The 19392-nt window shown below is 48.4% G+C and carries 11 protein-coding genes and 1 riboswitch; of the genes, 3 read left to right on the top strand and 8 right to left on the bottom strand.

Features of this window, described 5'->3' with window-relative positions; all coding sequences use genetic code 11:
- Positions 1–3: 3 nt before the first annotated feature.
- The 7 genes from DW091_RS02120 to DW091_RS02095 all read right to left on the bottom strand — a co-directional run bounded on the left by DW091_RS02120 (position 4) and on the right by DW091_RS02095 (position 14798).
- Positions 4–2151: an FIVAR domain-containing protein gene (locus DW091_RS02120; protein WP_118517264.1), complete on the bottom strand. Its 2148-nt coding sequence runs from the start codon at positions 2149–2151 to the stop codon at positions 4–6.
- A gap of 17 nt (positions 2152–2168) precedes the next feature.
- The gene (locus tag DW091_RS02115) at positions 2169–5765 is read right to left on the bottom strand and encodes a dockerin type I repeat-containing protein (RefSeq protein ID WP_158577806.1); all 3597 of its coding nucleotides are present in this window, start codon (positions 5763–5765) and stop codon (positions 2169–2171) included.
- A 135-nt stretch (positions 5766–5900) separates the two neighbouring features.
- Positions 5901–11345: an FIVAR domain-containing protein gene (locus DW091_RS02110; protein WP_118517262.1), complete on the bottom strand. Its 5445-nt coding sequence runs from the start codon at positions 11343–11345 to the stop codon at positions 5901–5903.
- Between the two features lie 105 nt (positions 11346–11450).
- Positions 11451–12161, bottom strand: a complete 711-nt coding sequence (locus DW091_RS02105; RefSeq protein WP_133067056.1) for a hypothetical protein — start codon at positions 12159–12161, stop codon at positions 11451–11453.
- Between the two features lie 367 nt (positions 12162–12528).
- Positions 12529–13170, bottom strand: coding sequence for a CpXC domain-containing protein (locus DW091_RS02100; protein WP_074617545.1), 642 nt, complete (start codon positions 13168–13170; stop codon positions 12529–12531).
- A 642-nt stretch (positions 13171–13812) separates the two neighbouring features.
- Complete coding sequence (locus tag DW091_RS19980; protein ID WP_013382162.1) at positions 13813–13965, bottom strand: hypothetical protein; 153 nt, start codon at positions 13963–13965, stop codon at positions 13813–13815.
- Complete coding sequence (locus DW091_RS02095; protein ID WP_013382163.1) at positions 13962–14798, bottom strand: leucine-rich repeat domain-containing protein; 837 nt, start codon at positions 14796–14798, stop codon at positions 13962–13964. Before DW091_RS02095 ends, DW091_RS19980 begins: the two co-directional genes overlap by 4 nt.
- Before the next feature lie 419 nt (positions 14799–15217).
- A riboswitch (cobalamin riboswitch) is annotated at positions 15218–15347 on the top strand.
- A gap of 165 nt (positions 15348–15512) precedes the next feature.
- Here DW091_RS02095 and DW091_RS02090 point away from each other — a divergent pair.
- Positions 15513–16265, top strand: a complete 753-nt coding sequence (locus DW091_RS02090) for an energy-coupling factor ABC transporter permease (RefSeq protein WP_013382164.1) — start codon at positions 15513–15515, stop codon at positions 16263–16265.
- A gap of 1 nt (position 16266) precedes the next feature.
- Positions 16267–16587, top strand: coding sequence for an energy-coupling factor ABC transporter substrate-binding protein (locus tag DW091_RS02085; protein WP_013382165.1), 321 nt, complete (start codon positions 16267–16269; stop codon positions 16585–16587).
- A 202-nt stretch (positions 16588–16789) separates the two neighbouring features.
- Here the strand turns inward: DW091_RS02085 and DW091_RS02080 are convergent, their stop codons facing one another.
- A complete protein-coding gene (locus DW091_RS02080; protein ID WP_224168724.1) occupies positions 16790–17464 on the bottom strand; it encodes an energy-coupled thiamine transporter ThiT in 675 nt (224 codons plus the stop codon).
- 207 nt (positions 17465–17671) lie between these two features.
- Here DW091_RS02080 and DW091_RS02075 point away from each other — a divergent pair, with 207 nt between their 5' ends.
- The gene (locus DW091_RS02075) at positions 17672–19327 is read left to right on the top strand and encodes a peptidoglycan binding domain-containing protein (RefSeq protein ID WP_118517261.1); all 1656 of its coding nucleotides are present in this window, start codon (positions 17672–17674) and stop codon (positions 19325–19327) included.
- Positions 19328–19392: the final 65 nt, after the last annotated feature.

Genomic DNA, 19392 nt, shown 5'->3' with positions numbered 1-19392 from the left:
TTGCTATGCATTAAATCTTTTCCTATAAGCAATTAGCCCCGCTATTGCCAAAATAAGGAAACCAACTGCTACCGCCACGCTACTGTTGCCGTCCTGAACAATGCCTGTATTCGCGTTGTTTCCAGAAGCATTCGTACCTGTCGCATTATTCACAGTGTCAGCCTTATTATCACCGCTTGGATTAGTCCCCGGATTTTGTTCTTCCGGTTTCATCATACCAACCACCGCAAATTCAGAAAAGCTCTTAACCTGAAGGGTAAGCTTATTATCCTTTGGTGTTACAGCAGTCCAAATAAACATACCGGTTTCTTCATCCTTATGACCAATATAATACAAATCATAACCCATCTGTTTTTCAGTGAGAGGAATTGTCAATGTAAAGGTGCCATCTGCATTTTCAATCACCTCAGGCTTAATGTCTGCAAGGAATAAAATATCCGCTTTCTTAGCATCTGAGAACTCAGAAGCGCTGTCAATTGCTTTTTGTGCTTCTGATAATGCTTCTTTATCTGCCATCTTGTCCGTTACAATAATCTTTTCACCTGCTGGTAAACCGTTAACTGTTACACCAGTCTTTTCATCCGTGGCGATGGTCACCAGCTTAGAGACGGCGGCATTCAAATTCGTGGCCACTGTATCTACCTGCTGCTGTGTGCTGTCATTCAGGTTTCCGGCAACCTTTTCGGCTGCGGCTAAGGCTTCCTTTACAACGGCAAAGCTGTCCGCGGTGTAATGACTTTCATCTAATTTTTTAGCTGTTTCAACCGCTTTGGTCAGGTCTTCGGTTTTTGTTGCCTTTTCCATTAAACCCTTTGTCGCATTCTGCAAGTCGGTCAATACCTTGTCCGCTTCTGCTGCCGGCACCTGGCCTTCTGCCAGCCGACCTGCCATGGCATCCGCATTTTTGAGGGCTTCCGCTACCGCTTTCCAGCTGCTGGTGGTGTAAGCTTCTTCCTTGAAGGCTTCGCGCACCTGCGCAACCGCTGCGTTAAAGGCGTTTTCGTCTGCTGCAATCACCAGCTTGGCGACCGCGTCATTCAGGTTTTTAACCGCTGCGGAAACCTCAGCATCTGTGGCATTTTCCTGGCCGACCAGTGCTTTTGCCGCATTCAGGGCTGTCTGCACATTTGCCTTGGTTTCGTCCATATAGGTGACATCTTCGCGCGCAAGCGCTGCTTCTGCCGCCTGGATGCTGGCCGCCAGCGCCGCCTGGTCACCCTTGGCGCTCAGGGCCGCAATGGCGGTCTTAACCGCCTGAGCCGAGTCCGCCACGGTTTTCTGGTTTTCCGCGTTATCCGCGAGATCCGCGTCCAACACGCTCTGGGCGTCGGCGACCGCTTTGGTCAGGGCCGCGTAGCTGTCCGGTGTGTACAGGGCTTCATCGTAGGTTTTGGCTTCATCGACGACTGCTTTTAAAGCCGTTTTGTCAACCGCTTTAACCAGCTGCTTTATGGCGTCATCCAGCGCCTTAACCTGCGCCGCGACTTCGTCTTTTGTATTTTCAGTGGTTATTTCCTTTGCCGCCGCAATGGCTGCTTCCAGGTTTTGATAGCTTGCCGCGGTGTACAGGCTGCTGTCAACAGCTTCTGCTTCGGCGATTTTGCCGGTCAGCTCGGTGATGTCTGTTGGGGGGAGCTTAGAAACAAGCCCGGTTGTATCGTTAATAATGGTGGGTGTTATAACCTTTCCAGAAGGATCATTCACGTCATCCACAGCAAATTCCTTGTTATAAACAGCAAAATTCAATGTTCCTGTGACGCCGTCATTTACGGTAAAAGACGCCGTAAGCGCCGGGTTTCCCGCTACCTTTCCATCAATAAAATAGGTCAGCTGTATTTTTCCTGGAAACTGCGTATCTGCAACGTCTGAACTACCTATTTTAAAACCACATTTCGCGCTTCCTGCAACATAGGTTACTTTACTGCTGTCATAGCTTATTCCAAATGTCCCTGCAACAAAATCAGAATTTTCAGAAAGCTGCAAAGAAAGGGTTACTGTTTCTCCAGGAGCGACTTGTGTTTTATCTGCCTGCAATGTTAGTATTTCTGTTTCTGTTGTACCTGCCGCCATTGCCACCGACGGTACCACACTGCCAAAGGCTAATGCGAGGGTAACGATAGCCGTGGTTAGCTTTTGAATCATTTTTCTCATTGATTTCTCCTTAATTTTTATTTAAACGATGCTTTTCCATTGACAACTTTTTGAATCAATAAAGCGTCACGGGCTGTAATCTCACCATCAGCAACGACATCCGCTGCTTTTTTCTGTGTTTCTGTCAAGTTTACTTTTCCATTAACAGCGCGCATTACCATTAAAGCGTCACGGGCTGTTACCTCGCCGTCACCATTAACATCACCGAGCATCACATCTTCTTCCAATCCATTAAACGCATTGTCCAGCCCTTCAATGGCGCTTGTAACCGCGCCGCCGTCAGCATCGTTGCTTTCAGCCACGTCTTTTGCCGTACTCAGCGCATCCTCCAGCGTTTTCCACTTTTCCGCAGAATAATCTTTCTCATCGAGAGCCTTCATCTTTTCTGTGATCTCTGCGATCTTGTTGTTCAGCTCCGTTTTATCCGGCTGTTCTTTGAGGGTATCGTTCACATAACGCTCCAAAGTAATCTGAGCATTTGCAAGCTCCTGAACTGTGGATGTTTGTACGTCTACTTTCTCTGCGATGGTAATATACTGTCTGGCAGCTTCTATGCTGGATGCCAGATACTTATCTGTTTGAGCAAGCTGTTCCTTGGCCGCTGCAATAGCTGCTTTAAGACTGTCTCCCGCCGCTTCCAGGCCCTCAACCGCTGTAACGTTGGACAAGAGCGTATCTCTGTTTTTAATTCTTTCACGAGACTCGTCGTATTTCAGCTTATCATAAAGGTCCTTCGCTGTATCTACCGGCTTACGGCCTTCAAGGGTTGTGAAGGGTTTGATCTGGTCAATGGCAGTCTCAACCTTTTTCATATCCTCCGCTTCCGTGGTGACCAACGCTTCCACTGCCTTTCTCAGCTTACTGGCCTGCTCGGCTTTCTGCTCAGAAGTCGCCTGGGTATCTTTCTGAACCTTCTCAGCTGCTTCAACTGCCGCTTTCAGATTGTTAATACTGTCCTGAGTATAGATTTCAGACACATTGCTCTTACTTAATTCTGTCTTCGCAAGCTCCAAAGCACTCTCAAGATTTTCATCTGGATAGAATTTTTCATAGATGGCCTGCAGTTTTTCTTTGTTCGTATTTGAAATATTCGATTTTTGCGTATCGTTCAGCTTGTTGTACTGTTCCCAGCACTGGTCAAAATCCTGGCGTTTTTCTTCGGTTATGGCTGCCGCCTCCGGCAGAGCGCCAATGGCGTTATTAATCTGAACCGTAGAGTCTTCAACGTCGCGGCAGTCAAACAAATTATGAGGGTTTTGTTCATAGGCTCGTATAATGGAATTTAAACCACGTGCTACCTGGGCGGATTCGCCGCCTTTTACATCACCTCCGACCTGGCCCCCTTCAAAGAAAGAAACAGCACGTGTGATCAACGTATTTCCGTTTTTGACAAACCGGGCGTCAAAGGGGTCGATCCCGGCCAGCCCAACACTGATCTGAACCTGGGCGTTTGTCCAGGTGTTGGTAATATCATACTTTGGCTTGCCGGTAGAATCCGCTGAGTTGATGTATCCTCCCCAGCAGTTACCCATATAGGTCTGTGCTGCCGATATCTGGTTTAAGCCATCTTCCACAAAAAGCTTAAGGTCATACCATTCGCTGCCCTCCTGTGCGTTGGGATCATAGAAAAACATAAGAGGCTGCCAGGCCATTGTCCACATATCAGCTGCCTGGTCTTTTTCAACCTTTACGCCGTCCGCATCCACCTCAATGGGCGTGACCTTTGATTTTACATAGTCCGCCATGCTATAGCCGTACTGGCTTTCATCAAAATCGTTGGAATACATGGCGAACGCAGCTGTCTGGCTGGCAAAGTAATCCCTGTCGCCGCTGTGGTTAATGATGACGTCCAGCAAGTCATAGCCGCCGACATTTCTGGGATCATATCCAATGGCACTGATGGCCAGAACATCTTTCGCGGTATCGGAGGTGTCGAAGCCATCCACCTGTCCCTGCGCCTTATAGGCCGCGTAGCGGGCTTCATACTGCTTGTATACCTGGTCCCAGAAGCCATCTGGCACCTTATAATTACAACGCGCCGCAGAAAAAACAAGCCATGAGTCGCTGGCCACAGTCGCCGCATCGGGAGTACTGCCCAGCTTGTAGTCAAAAATCAAATCGCAGGCCTTTTTAGCCTGGTCAATAAGCTCCTGTTTTTGATCGTCGGACAGGACGGTCCCATCCTGGGTGAAGCTTCCCCAGGCCTCTGCCTGCTTGCGGTCAGCGTATTTATAAAAATCCGAAGGCAAATAGTACTCTGCCTCATCATTTTCGGTATACTTTACCTCGACCTTGTCAAACTGGGCCAGGCCCCGCGCATGATCGCCCATCATACCAACATAGAAGGTGTTTTTGGTGTCTGGGGTCTCCTCATAATCAATGGTAACCTGATGTGGATTACCGCCCAGATCGGTCTTTATTTTGATATCCTGCACACGGGTTAAGGTGGAATCACCGCCAAGGGCTTCGCTGTAGACGCGAGGCTCCAGCACCACCTCTGTATCCAGGATCACCTTGTCCTTCAAAATGGTATAGCCCGTGTTCAGTACTGGGTGATCGTCGCCCATTTTCCAGATTTGTCCAAAGTCCCAGCCTTTAAAGGTTTCCTGACTCCGCATCTTATAGGTAGGTACCTTTTCACCCTGCGCATTTGCAGGCAGTGTGCTGATCTTTAGGCTGTCAAAATAACAGCTCTCCATATTTTCGTTTGCAGTCGACATCCGCGCCAGCGGCTGAGAGATTTCCTTATTAACCTTGCCCTTAAAGCTCCCGGCAAAGAAACAGTTTTTGAGGACTTGCACCCCTGGGCCAATTCCATAAAAATTGGCTGATGACTGGGTGTTGTTAGTAAAAACAATGGTAGAATAAGAATCCTCAATAGTACCTTTGTACTCACTGCTGTTGGAGACGTTCGCTTCCTTGGGAGGATTAGCGAAATCAACCATTCCACTAAAGCCTACATATCCCTGATAATCACTCTGGATGGTGACAGAACCCGTGGTCGCGCAGCGCTGTATCCAGGCGCCCGGCATCATGTTGGCAATAACACCGTAAGTAGAAGACCGGAGTTTTTTTGTGTCCTTTGTAAAATTCACATTGGCTTCAACGGTCAGATTACCAATCTGTGCGCCTGGCGCCAGAACATCAAACAGACCGGAGCCGCTGTCTTTAAAGTTATAAATCTTATGCCCCATACCGTTGAGCTTCCCTCTGAAAATATAGCCGAAGAGACCTTCGCTTGTAGTGTAGGGCTCATCGGTTGGGGGCAGCTCTGGATAAGGGGTCAGGTTCCCGGCGTCAATATCGGCTGTCAGCAGCAGGTGTTCGTTTTCATACTCAATATCCCTGACTATGTCTGCTCTTAGCGTATTCAGATCCTCGACAGACCCGATAAGGTAGTTGCCCTCGGCGTCCTGCTTTAAGGACGGCGTCCCCTTTTCCTCAGACACTGCCTGTGCTTCCGGCTGTGCAGTGTCTGCCAGCACGGTGTTTCCAGCTTCCTGACTGGTGTTTTCCTCTGCCCTGGCAAAGGGGGTAAAACAGGTCAGTGTCAGCAGCAGCGCCAGAAAAAAGCACAGCCATTTTGCGGGCTTGGTTTTCCTTAAACCTTCCATTATTAATGTTCCTTTCGTACTCAAACCTTTTATAAAGATAAGCATCTCTGTTACACGTACCAAAAGAACACCTGATTCAGGTGTCCTTTTGGTACACACGAAAGCAGAAGTCTGCTTTCTGGTCAACTTGTTATTTTATTTTTTACCAATCCGCTTTCTGCTGACTGCAATGCCGCCTGCGGCTGCCAGCGCCAGCAGTCCCACAGCAAGGTAAACCCCTGTGTTGTCTGCGGCGATACCGGTATTGGTGTTTTTTGTTCCTCCTGCGGTGGCTCCAGTACCTGCGCTGTTGACAGAATTCTGGGACTGGCCGCCGTTTCCGGTGTTATCCGGATTGACTGGCTGGCCGCCGCCCTGGGTATTTTTAAGACCCACAATTCCAAAATCCGACAGGGTGCTCTCAAAGGTCAATGTATTCTGATCTTTGTCGAAAGACACGTTTTCAAGGTATTCTTCCGGTTTGTCTGCAGGCTTGTGGTAAATAACATAGCGGTCGTAACCCTGGGCTTCTTTCGGTATCTTAAGCGTGATTTTAAGCTTCATACCGTCGGGCAGGGCCGGTTCTGCTGTGATGTGGAACAAGGCTGCCAAAGTACCATTTTCGTACTTCTGGGCTATCGTGTTCTGCACCGCTCCGATGTCTCCGGCTTTTTCTACTGTCAGCTTCGTGCCGTCCGGAACCTCCGTAATTACCTCATAACCGTCAAAAGTTTCCTTGACAGGCATCCTCAGGCCTGTCAGAGCTTTGCTTAAGGCCGACTCCGCAGATGCGACCATTTCCTGGCTGGTATCTGGGTTTGCAAGCGCTGTCTCTGCCGCTTTAATGGCCTGTGCCAGGCTGGCGTAAGTAGCTTCGGTATAGGCTTTTTCATCCTTGTCCTTTGCCTGGTCATACAGCACCTGCAGGTTTTTGGTATCTGCTCTGAGCTCGACGTTGTCCCTGGCTGTGTTCAGCTTTTCGATGGCTTCAGACACCTCCGTCTCTGTCAGCTCGTTCTTCTTTAAAAGAGTCTCCGCTTCAGCCAAGGCCGCCTCATAGGGCGCGTAGGTCGTTGGTTTATAGCTGTCCTTATTTTCAGGATTAACCGCTTCTCTCGCTTCTTTCACCGCTGTTTCCAGAAGCCCCCTATCGCCCAGTTTATTCATGTCAAGGGCTGCCTTGGCCGCGATTAAGGCATTGGCCGTGCTGTTGGTTTCTTCCTGGGTTATGTCTCCTTTGGCGGCAGTTTCAGACGCTTTGGCCATCACCGCCTCAAATTCGGTCCAGGCAGCTGTGGTGTAATCCGACGCCTTTAAGCCGCTGTATTCTTCCAGCAGCTGGTTCAGGTCTCCCACAAAAACCAGACGCGCTTCGGCTGCCTTCAGGTTTTCTACAGCCTGATCGACTTCTTTTTGCTGATCCTTTTCGGTATCCGCGCTGTTCAGCTCGCCAGCGGCGTCCAGAGCTGCCTTAAAGGCCGCGTAGGAATCTGCGCTGTAGCTGTCCTTTTTCTGGGCAAAGCTGTCCGCTTTTTTGATTTCAGCCTGAAGCGCGGTAATGTCCGCGGCTTCCTTCATTCCTTCTAAAGCCGTGTTGAGCAGAGTCTGCTGTTCTTCCACCATCGCCTTGCTGGCTTCAGGATTTTCATTGACAGCCGAGGCTGCTTCCAGAGCGGTCCGCAGGCCGGTATAGCTGGAGGCCGTGTAGCCTTCCTCCAACAATCTGGCCTCTGCCTGGGTGATCAGAGCCTGCAGTCCGGCTTTGTCCGGCACTTCAATGAGCCCGTCAAGGGCTGTCTGAAGGGCCTGTACCTGATCGTCAACAGCCTCCTGGGTAGCGTCCAGATCACCCAGCACCGCCTCGGCGGAGACGATGGCTGTCTGAAGCGCCTCAAAGCTCGCCGGTGTGTAGCTGGCTTCTGTTTTGCCTTTAGCTTCGTCCAGCTTGGCGCTCAGCGCGCTGGTATCCGCCTGGTCGGTAAAGGCCCGCAGCATTGGGAACTCGCCGTCCACAATCTTCCAGGTTTCCTTTGGCCATTCGGCAAAGGTGGCTGCTTTTTTCAGCTCCTCACCAGTTTTGGCATATTGGGCGTCTTTTCCCTCAGAGGCCCCAATGATATCCGAGTTATAAAAGCTGTTATTTACTTTGATGTTTTCATGTGAATAAGACGCTTCAAATATCCCCAGAATCCGATCTACTTGAATCGCTCCATTGACCAGACAGTTTTCAACTGTCAGCCCCTCGTTCGAGCCTGAAAAGACCCACGCACCCTTTGCTGTTATATTGGGGGCAATCAGACAGTTGCGGTACTGTCCCATATAATTTTTAGCGACGACAGCATGTACAAAACCGTCCTCTTTTTTTATCTGCCCGTCAATCCAGCAGTTTTCCACCAGAGTCTCGTGGCTGTATAAGTTTGAGGCCAACGGCGCGTAGCGATACTCCTGATTTGATCCGTCATAATATTTCGGGATATTATCAACATTCACATTGAGATGAAGATTCCTGACGACTGCCGGTTTTCCTCCGTATTCATCAGAATAATCCCGGAGTCCCAGCTGATAGAACAGGCCCACATGGTTATCATGAAAATTCAGGATACTGTGCCCCTGGCCGTCAAAGGTACCGGTAAAAGCACGGTTATTATAATCGCTTCCAGAGAAGTCTTCGAGCACTTCCAAGGTTAGCAGGCCGTCACCCGCGGCGTCGATATCATTGTTAAGCACAACGGTCTCACCGTCAAAGGCGTAGTAATTCAGATACATACGGAAAGCGTTGAGGTCGTCCAGGGTACTGATGACAAACTCGCCCCTTTCGGCGTGGAAGGTGTTGGCCGGGTCTGTGGTGACCAGCTGGACGCTGGCGTTAAGCAGGTCGGCCGCCGCCTGGTTTACCTGGGCCTGGCTGGTTGCCGGAACGTCCTGGTTATTGTAGGCCTCTGCGGCTTCCAGCATGGCCTGATAGTGGCTCAGACTTTCATCGGTGTATGGCCGTGCCAGAAAATAAGCGGAGCGTTCAATCTGATTCTTCAGCTCCGTAAGGTCTGCCGCGGGTACCAGCGCCTCCCGCGCTGTGTTCAGCGCCTCGACCTGGGCGTTGACTACGGACTGGCGGTCTACCGCCGGGTCTTCGGACACTGCCTTGGCCTCAGCTATCTTTTCCTTAAAGGCATTGTAGCTTGTGGCTGTGTAGAGGCTGCTGTCCAGAGCTTCCGCATTGCTAATGGCGCTGTCCAGAGCTTTTTTGCTGACTGGCGCCAGGGCCAGTGCGCTCTCGGCTGTTTGGAGACTCTTCAGGGCTTCATCCGCTTCTTTTTTAAATAAAGGATTCTTGGCCGCTGTTTTTTTGGCTGACTCCAGAGCGCTGGCGTAGGCCTTATAGCTGTCCGCCGTATAATCCACCTCTGGGTGGCTGGCTTCGGAAGCTGTGATGGCGTCTGCCAGAGCCTGTTTATCTCCCTGGTCCGCATATTCCTTGGCGTCGAGGGTATCCTTGGCGTCTATGAGCGCTTTGTAGGCTTCCGCGATCTCCTCACCCGAAGGATTTGGCTTATTGGCTGTTTCCTCCGCCTTTGTGAGGACGCTGTTAAAGGCATCGACCGCTCCATCTTCATACTGGTCCTTATTCAAAACGAGGCCTTTATACTCGTTTACCTTGTCCTTGAGCGTCTGCTGGTCAACGTTGTACTTCAAACCGTCCATTGCCGACTGGAGCGCCTCAGTCTGCGCCGCCACCTCGGTCTGCTTGCAGGTATCGCCCGCCGCTATAAAATCCTCCGCCTTTTTTATGGCTTCCTGGAGGGCGGCAAAGCTTTCATCTGTGTAGAGCCCGCCGTTGTTGCTGATTTCTTTGGCTTTGGTTACAAGTGAGAAAAGGCCGTCAACCGAGCCGAACTGGTTCAGGCTGGGGTAGTCCCCTTCCTTAAAGAACCAGACCGAATCGTCCCAGTCCTTGTACAGGTTATCCTTGGTCTTTAAAACCGTCAATTCTTCAGTGGTTTTGCCCGGTTCTGTATAAGCTGCGCTGGTCACCTTTGTGCTGTCGTAATAAGCGTTGGTCACCGTGCTGGTATTCATGGTGAGCCCGCGAATATTCCTTCCACCTAAGGTTCCCACAAACAGGCTGTTTTCAGCCTTGAGTGCGCCGACTGCGTTCAAACCGCCAACGCTGTAGGTTGTATCGACATCGGCTTTTACCAAACAGTTTTTGACGGTTGGCTGACCTGCAATATTTTGAGCAAGCGTCCCGACCAGGCCGCCAGCATTACAGGTTGGGCCCGTCACAGTCAGCTTACCTTCTACGGTGCAGTTTTCAATGACGCTGTCACCACTGTAGATGGTATTGCAGAGCAGGCCAAAGGCTGCTCTCGACTGGGTTGTATCCTTAACATTCCAGTCCAGCCCCAGATTTTTGATGACGCCGGCCTTTCCGGTTTTCCCCAGCGCTTTAAAAAGGCCCGTGTTCTTTTCACTGCTGCTGGAAATGGTATGGCCCTGGCCGTCGAAGGTGCCGCAGAACCCATAGGAAGAAGCCGCAGCATCAAACTCTGCCAAATTGGCGTCGATATTTTTCAGCAGAATGACCTGCTTTCCATCATAGTCGTTTTTTTCAAGACTATTCATAAAATTCACCAGGTCGCTGGCGGTGCTGAGCTTATAGACCCCATCTGCAGGATTGGGATCCCATGTATCGCCCGAGGGCTCAACGGCTTGAAAAAGCTTGAGGACCGGGTAACCGCCTTCCTTAAAGCTCCAGACCGAATCATCCCAGCCTGCATACAGGTTATCCTGGGTCTTTAAAACCATCAGTTCCTCAGTGGTTTTACCTGGATCTTTGTAGGTCGCATTGGTTACCTTTGTACTGTCGTAATAAGCATTGGTCACCGTGCTGGTATCCAGGGTGAGCCCGCGCACAGTTTTTCCTTCCAGTGTTCCCGTGAAAAGGCTGTTTTCAGCATTAATCACGCCAATACTGTTAAGGCCGCCTGTATTAAGGGTTGTGCTGACTTCCGCCTCCACAAGACAGTTCTTGACAGTTGGCTGACCCTGGATATTTTTGTCAAGCGTCCCGACCAGGCCGCCCGCATTACAGTATGCACCGGTAACTGCTATTTTTCCTTCAACAAAGCAGTTCTCAATGATGCTTTCGCCGCCATACACTGTATTGCACAGCAGTCCATAAGCTTTTTTGACAACAGAGTCCTTAATGCTCCAGTTTAAATGAAGATTTCTGATGACGCCAGCCTGTCCGGTGTCCCCCAGGGACTGAAAAAGCCCAGTTGTCTTGTCCTGCGTGCAGGAGATGGTATGCCCCTGACCGTCAAAGACACCGCAGAATTTATAAGAAGCCGCCGCACTGTCGTAGGCAACGGCGCTGTCATCAATGTTAATATCTGTTTCTAATTGGATGGTTTTATCTTTATAACCGCCATTCTTCTCAAGGCCATTCAGGAAATTCACTAAATCGTCCGCTGTGCTGATTTTATAAATATCCCCTGACGGGTTCCATGTACTGCCCGTCTCCGCCCAGGCCATGCCTGGCAGAAGCCCACCAAGAATGATGCTGAGTGTTAAGAGTAAACTGATTACCTTTTTTCGCATATTCTTTCCCTCTACTCTACTATTGCTATAAAACGGTATAAGCGGGAGACGGTACCGTCCCTCGCTTATACCTGTTCTTATTTCAAATTAAATGTTGTGGAATGCTTAGTTGGCTGATGGCCACGCGATAGTAGAGCTTGTAGTTGCTCTAATTGTTTCCGGAGTGTATGATCTATCACCTTTTGTTTTGTTTACCAAACCATTAACCCAATCGTATTCCGGACCATAGTCGCCTTCTTTGATAATGGTTGGCAACGCAACATCATTCAGGCCAACATCAGCACCCATGTTGATGGAGTACTCAAAATGGATAACGCCATCGTTTGGAATGTTGGCAGCGGTTGTGTCAGCATTGTAATACTGATCGCCACCATACATGGTTTCATCATTTACTGAGAACATCCAGCCGGAAACGCCAGAGTATTCAGAGCCTGCCAGGTAATTGTCGCTCGGGCTTGGGTAGATCATGGAAGCGTCAAAAATCGCATCGGTATAGCCATTGGCTGCCTTATAAGCTGCCTGGTCAAAAGCAGGAGTAGCGGTATCTCTGAATGCGGAAATATAGGTACCCCAGGTAGAGGCCGAGTACTGGATTGGTTTTGCGTCTGCCGGAGCCGCGTCATAGTTGCTGGCCACCTTTAAGATATCAATGATTTTAGCGTCTGAAGGAACATTGGTCACTTTCACTGGTCCAATTAATTTATCATTTGAACCTCCAAACACTTTTCTATCCACCTGTACATAGACGGTCTTGGTTCCTGCGTCCGCGGTCTGTACCTGTGCTGCGAATGTCGGAGCTGCGAATCCTACCATCATTGCTGCTGAACCTAAAAGTGCTAAACCTCTTTTTGCTGATTTTGCGAATGCCATAATTAAAATCTCCTTTAAAATTTATTTTTTCGTTTTTGAATCGGGCTTTCCTTAAAGGGATTGCCCAAGAGCCGTAAATGAGATATAATTATGAAGTCTATAGGAAATATCAGACTTCATGGGACCGTTTGGAAATTAGGCCTTCCAGCGGTCCTTTTTCCTGCCCTTTTAACGGCGGGCAGGTGCCTCCTTCACACTTTTACCTTCTTCGATAAAACTCACTCTTTTCCCATTCTCACAGCATCATATTTTTGAAATATTACCATTTATCTTTCTGCTGTGCTCCACTTTGGAGCAAGCATTGTAAACCTTGCTACGCCAGCGCTTCTGCCCAGGCTTTATCAATCACGTACTCGCCCTCTTTTTCCTTAAAGCAGGGCACCAGCCTCGGCGAATTGGCCAGGGCTTTGTAGTCGGCAAAGGGGGTATCGATAAAAATCTGCTTTCCAGCGTTGTTGAGCGCCCCGAACACCACTTTTTTCTTCTGGAACTCAAAGCTGCCAAACAGCACCTTGTCAATGGCGATGGGCGAGTTTTCAGCCCTCAGCTTTGCGGATACGTCCTCGTATATCTTATGATCCAGATAGGCGATGATCTTATCGTTCAGGTTGGACTCGAAGATATGAATCTTTTCCAGAAGGTCCATCACATCCTTCACAATGCGGATCCGGTAATTTGGAAACATCTCCAAAACCTCCTCCGCTGCCGCCGCTGTATCAACATCGCCCATATCCAGGATCACCATGTATTCTTTTTCCATGTCCTGATACTTGAGCGAATAGGGTTCTGAAAAAACCTCACCGCACTCTGGACAGGTGTGCTTAAACAGCTCTGTCTTAATGAGCTTTGCCTTCAGCTCCTCATCTAGACTGGCGTTTATGGTTTCATATCCTTTAATCTCAAAGGCTTCGCGGCACTTTGGACACTCGATGGTAATGGTTTTTGTTTTGGCCATGATACGGCCTCCTCTCTGTTTCCTGTCAAAAATTTTGTATACAAAAAGGGGCCTCTATCATAGAAATCCAATTCAAATAAACTGTACGCCACCAAAACAATTGCTGTTTTGATCGGTACAATATTTTTGATTATGAATATCTGTGATAGAAGCCCCAGAATAGCCGTAGAGCGTCTATATTTTCGATGAACAACCCTAGTGACGAGGATTAATTGCATCAAGACTGTAACAAACAGGTTTCCGACTCGTCTTTACCAGTGGTTTCCGGCAAGCATCACGATAGCGGCTCTGTACTAGGATTCACACCTACTTCCCTCAGGCGTCTTGAGAAACTCTCAAAACACCCTAGCTGCATATAACCAGAATGATTATCATGCGGCAATTCATTACAGTTGTTATTAAATTATGCAAACGAGTGGTTCTTTAAAGAATAGCTGCAATTGATACAATTTGTTGTCATCTCGTTTACAAGCCTTATTCTAGCATTATAATTTATTTTTTGCAACCTCTATTTTTGATTTTTTTTAAATACAGTTGCTAAAAGTACCATTTTCCGGTCTGTTTCAGCGTTTTTTATTTTTAAAGCTATCCGCTGAAGGGTCCGATTCGCAATTAAGGAACTATTATTTTTTTACCCTCATCTTATAATATCTGGGGCGGCATATTCCGATAAGCACCGAGAAAAACAAAGCTGTCTTTCATGCTGTTTTTTAACGTATCACTATCAACATCTCGGTTAAAGTAATAGGCCAGGGGGCCGAGGCCCACATGGGCGTTGGCGGCTATGTCTGTCATTGAGAATCTGGCTGGATATAGTGGACCTTATAATCATACTGCCTGCAGTAGCGGTCTATTTTGGAGCCCTCGTAGCAATGCACGGTCACATCGTTCCGGTTAAAGATCCACTCGCCCATTTCATCGGGATTGTGCCTTATCTCGACCTTCTTGAGATTGGGGCAGCCGTGAAACGCCCATTTTCCAATGGTCTTAACGTTTTTGGGCAGCTTTAAAGCTGTGAGCTTTTTGCATTTTAAAAAGCCGGATTCTTCAATGACTTCCAGGCTCTCAGGCAGCTCCAGCTGCTGAAAGCTGCAATTCACAAAGGCTTCTTTACCGATATATTTTAGATTTTGCGAAAACCGGATGGATTCCAGGCTTTTGCACATGTAAAAGGTTCTGAAGGGCAGTCTTTCGATGGTGTCTGGCAGCTCGATATGCGCCAGCTTATCACAGTTGTAAAAAGCATTCTCACCGATCCGGACAAGCCTGTCCGGCAGGGTGATGCTTTCCAGGCCGCGGCAGAATTTAAAGGTGCGGTCCTTGATGGACTGGACGCCCCCTGGTATTTCAAGCGACTGTATTCTGCGGCACTCCATAAAGGCGGCCTCTCCCAAAAGCTTCAGGCTTGAGGGCAGACTGACGGCGGAAAGCATGGTGCATCCCTCGAAGGCATGGCCGCATATCTCCTTCACGGATTCTGCGATTCTGACCTCCTTCAGCTTTGTCAAATTTTTAAACGCGTTTACGCCAATCCGTTCAAAGCCTTCCGGAACATTGACACGTTTGATATTTGCCTTTGGCAGATCTTTTTTTGAAAAAGCCTCGATACGTTTTGCGCACTCACTCATCTGTTTCCTCCAAAATTTCTTCTTCTGACTGGACTTTCAGCTACATTGCTCTTATCCTTGCGGCAGAAACCTCTCATAAGTTAAAGTAATAAAACTCCTAAAACGTTTCTTTTCTTTCTATATAATCGTTTTATTCTTTAAATGGCTATTTTGTTTCTTATATTTATTTTAACGCATTAATTATATACAAAAAGTTTTGAAAGTCAATTTCAGAACCTATTGTAGTTTATTTTTACGATTTTGTCAAATAAACAAAAAGCATTTAAGATTATCCATATTTTTTTCTTATACTCTTAACTTAAACGCTCAAAATACATATAGGGGGTATGTGTATAATTATTTCTGCTCTTTTTTAAAAAAATTCAACTTTTCTTATTGACATTATGGAACAAGGTGTTATAATTAAAAGCGTAGCCGGTACACCGGCACACTTTAATGGTTTCCATCACAAACGATGGTTAAAGCATAATTGGGTGTAAATCCCAAACGGTCCCGCCACTGTGAGACGCAAGTCGAGTCAGGATGCTGATCATTAAAACTGCAATACATTTGGTTACGAGGAGATAACTGAGTGTCAGGACGAAATTATAAGGTTTCAGGATTCGTTATTTCGTACTTTCACCGCTTATCCGTCTGGTAAGCGGTTTTTTTTCGCTCTGCTGCCCTGTTGATTGAATCGTAGCCCGGTAAAATTCATTTTTAGAGGAGGTAAAAATGACAAAGAATCAAAGAAGGTTTGTCACACTGCTGGGCGCGTGGGCGCTTGTATTCGGGATTGTACCCGCCGCAAACGCAATGCACATTATGGAGGGCTACCTTCCTGTGGGGTACTGCATTGCATGGGGTGTTATCTGTATCCCCTTTTTAGCTGCTGGCTTTTTCTCTATCAAGAAAACTTTAACCGGCAACAGAAGATCCATTACGCTTCTGGCCATGGCAGGCGCTTTCATTTTCGTTATTTCATCACTGAAGATCCCTTCTGTAACAGGCAGCTGCTCCCACATGACGGGTACAGGTCTTGGGGCCATCTTATTTGGACCAAGCGCTGTCAGTATTCTTGGCATCATTGTCTTATTATTTCAGGCCATTTTGTTAGCGCACGGCGGCTTAACCACCCTTGGCGCAAACACCTTTTCAATGGCCATTGCCGGTCCCTTTGTGTCTTTCGGCATCTACAAGCTCTGCCAGAAGCTGAAGGTTAACCGCAAGATTGGCGTTTTTCTCGCCGCTGCGCTTGGGGATTTGTTCACCTACTGTATTACCAGTTTCCAGCTGGCGATGGCTTACCCATCCGAACAGGGCGGTGTGGCCGCATCGGCTGTAAAATTCCTGGGCGTCTTTGCCCCGACTCAGCTGCCCCTGGCCATTATTGAAGGGATTTTAACGGTTATTATCGTTATCGCTTTAGAAACTTACGCAAGCCCGGAACTCAAATCCATCGGCTTTTTAGCATCGGAGGAAGTGTAAAATGAGTAAAAACAAAAAATTAGTGATCGTTCTCCTGGTGATTGTCGCTTTACTGGTTGTCGTACCGCTATTCGCCCTTCAGGGCGCTGAATTCGGCGGCTCTGACGATGCAGGCAGCACAATGATTGAGGAAATTCAGGGTGGCGAATATGAGCCCTGGTTTACGCCTGTGCTTGAAACGATGATTAACGGTGAGCTTCCTGGAGAAGTGGAATCTTTGATCTTCTGTCTCCAGACGGGTATCGGCGTCGGTATACTAGCCTTCTTTATGGGCCGTTTGGTTGAACGAAAAAAACTCGGCAAGGAAGAGGCCGAGCTGTAGATACAAAAACACGCTTACAAGGCGTGTTTTTGTTTTTCACTATATTATAAATAAGAAGGTTTTTTATATCGGCTTTGCCTTTTCTGCTGCTGTCTGTACTACTGCACCCACTACCGCACTTTCCCTGTAAAATCCTCTCGCATTCCGCGTTCCTTAAACATGATCCCAATGATAACAAACCAGACTGATCTTATCCAAAGCATTAAATTTCCGCAATCTGGCGCACACGGGCCAGTCCCTTCGATACCGATGGAACAGCCAGCAGAATCATTGTCAGCGCGCCTTCCGAAAAAATATAGACCGCGTTGTACACCATCGAGTAGGGCAGCGCGCCCCATCCTTCCCAGGCCATGGAACCGAAAAACAGCCAGCCGGAAAGCACCGCAAACACATAGCGGCCACAGATACCGGCCAGGTATCCCTTTATGAGCCCATGCTTTGACTGGGTGAAAAAGCCCGACAGGCCCAACGCGCCAAAGGCAAGTATATAGTCAACCAGCACCTGAAGGGGATACAAAATATAAGGGTCTATTACCATTTGCAGAATGCCATAGGCGATTGCCGCCAAAATCCCAGTCTTTGGACCATACCAATAGCCCGTCAAAGTAATAAAAAGCATACTGAACAGTGTCACAGAGCCGCCAGTAGGCAAATGGAAAATCTTAATATTCGATGTCACTACCGCCAGCGCAATGGCCGCAGCGCAAAAGGTCAGATGCCTTGTGCTGATCTGGCGGTGTTCATTTTTCCCGGCAACAAGCGATGCGATTACCAGCACAACGGCCATCAATGCGATAAGCGCCGCGTATCCTGCGGCTGTCGGCATATAGCTTACGCCGCCTTCAGACGTTACAGGCTTTATAAAAAATTCCAGCACGGTTTTTTACCTCCAAATTTTCAGTCGTCCGAACTTCAGACATAATTTTATTATACGTTTTGCCTGGTAACCCTGTCAACCTGCCTTCGTCCACAAAATGAATCTTAAAGTTCACAGAAGGGCTTAATATTCACAAATTAAAGATTTACCTTTGCCTAAAAAAATGATAAAATCAATTATATACTGCAAAAAAGAGGATTTAATCTTATGGATGAAAAGAATTTACAAGATCAGCGCGAGGAGCGTACCCCCGAAGAGCAGGCGATTGAGAACGCCTCTCTTTTTGAGCGTCCTGTCCCTCCGGAGGATGCGGTCATCATTGATGAACCTGCTGCGCCAGAGGCTCAGGAGGAAACCGTTATTGACCCGCCCAGGCCGCCTGAGGGCGGAACTGAAGGCGATGCCGACCAAGCAGGCGAGATTCTCACCTTTGAGGAGGAGACCCCTGCCAATGATTCTGGAGACGGCGAGGAACCGCCGGATTCTAAAGAGAAAAAAAGCCATAAAAAGGTCTGGATCGGCATCGGTGTTGGAATTGGTATTATCCTGGCCATTTATCTTGGCTTAAGCTTTTATTTCAGCACTCGTTTCTATTTTAATACCACCATGAACGGCTTCAATGTCACTGGCAAAACGGCCGCTCAGGTCGATCAGGAAATGCAGCAAAACGCAGCGACACACACATTAACACTGAAGGAACGCGGCGGAAAAACCGAGACCATCGCTGCAGACCAGGTCAATATGCGCTATATTTCCGACGGTAAAATTTCCCAGATGTTAAATGACCAGAACGCTTTTGCCTGGCCCATGTCTCTGGTGCCGTCGGGTCATCAGGATCTGGAAGCGACCTTCAGCTACGATGACGCTCAGCTCACCAATGCACTGAACCAGCTTCAGGCTGTATCTGGAGCAGAGGTCGTAAAGGTCGCCAATGCTTATCCTAAATTCAACGGTACAAGCTATGCGATCGAACCAGAGGTTACCGGCAACGAGCTGGATCCGGCCAAGCTCAAGGACGCTGTAAAAAACGCTATTTTATCCGGCGATACCGAGCTGGATCTGGAAGCGGCCGGCTGCTATAAAAAGCCTTCCTTTACCAAGGATTCCGCTAAGGTGAAAGAAGCGATGGATACCATGAACAAGTATCTGAACGCAACGGTTACCTATACCTTTGGCGACGCAACAGAGGTACTTGATAAAAATACCATTAATACCTGGCTGGCTGTGGACGGCAATATGGACGTTCAGTTCAATCAGGACCTCATGACCACCTATGTGGCCAATTTATCGGATAAATACGATACCTACGGCATTACGCGAAGCTTCCAGACTAGCGGCGGCGGCAGTGTCAGCATTGCCGGCGGCGATTACGGCTGGCTGATTGACCAGGACGAAGAGGTCGCTGCGCTCATTCCAATTATCCAGGCAGGACAGCCTGTAACCCGTGAACCGGTTTACGCGCAGACAGCTGCAAGCCACAGCTCTCCAGACTATGGAAACACTTATGTTGAAATCAGCCTCGGCGGGCAGTACATGTGGTTTTACAAAAACGGCGGCCTGGTCGTTGGCACTCCTGTTGTTACAGGAAGCCTGAGCGGCGGCTTTGCCACCCCAAGTGGTGTTTATGGCCTTGACTACAAGGCGATGAACGTTACTTTAAAGGGTGAGGGCTACGCCTCACCCGTTACCTTCTGGATGCCGTATGCCGGCGATATCGGGATTCATGACGCCTCCTGGCGCACAGACTTTGGCGGCAATATATACGTCAACAGCGGCTCGCACGGCTGTGTCAACACACCATATGCGGCTGCTCAGGCCATCTATAACGGTATCGAGGACGGTACCCCTGTTATTGTCTATTAATAAGATTAAGGCGCTTAAAGCACCTGTGGCGTTCCAAAGCGGAACGCCTTTTATTATTTTAGAAG

It is taken from the genome of Eubacterium sp. AM05-23, assembly GCF_003477535.1.
Lineage (GTDB): Bacteria > Bacillota > Clostridia > Eubacteriales > Eubacteriaceae > Eubacterium > Eubacterium maltosivorans.
This window is presented reverse-complemented; position numbering and strand designations above follow the sequence as displayed.

Coding starts and splice junctions, on each gene's coding strand:
- DW091_RS02110 (WP_118517262.1), bottom strand. CDS start 11,345: ATGCGAAAAAAGGTAATCAGTTTACTCTTAACACTCAGCATCATTCTT.
- DW091_RS02115 (WP_158577806.1), bottom strand. CDS start 5,765: ATGGAAGGTTTAAGGAAAACCAAGCCCGCAAAATGGCTGTGCTTTTTT.
- DW091_RS02075 (WP_118517261.1), top strand. CDS start 17,672: ATGGATGAAAAGAATTTACAAGATCAGCGCGAGGAGCGTACCCCCGAA.
- DW091_RS02090 (WP_013382164.1), top strand. CDS start 15,513: ATGACAAAGAATCAAAGAAGGTTTGTCACACTGCTGGGCGCGTGGGCG.
- DW091_RS02085 (WP_013382165.1), top strand. CDS start 16,267: ATGAGTAAAAACAAAAAATTAGTGATCGTTCTCCTGGTGATTGTCGCT.
- DW091_RS19980 (WP_013382162.1), bottom strand. CDS start 13,965: ATGACAGACATAGCCGCCAACGCCCATGTGGGCCTCGGCCCCCTGGCC.
- DW091_RS02095 (WP_013382163.1), bottom strand. CDS start 14,798: ATGAGTGAGTGCGCAAAACGTATCGAGGCTTTTTCAAAAAAAGATCTG.
- DW091_RS02100 (WP_074617545.1), bottom strand. CDS start 13,170: ATGGCCAAAACAAAAACCATTACCATCGAGTGTCCAAAGTGCCGCGAA.
- DW091_RS02105 (WP_133067056.1), bottom strand. CDS start 12,161: ATGATGGTAGGATTCGCAGCTCCGACATTCGCAGCACAGGTACAGACC.
- DW091_RS02120 (WP_118517264.1), bottom strand. CDS start 2,151: ATGAGAAAAATGATTCAAAAGCTAACCACGGCTATCGTTACCCTCGCA.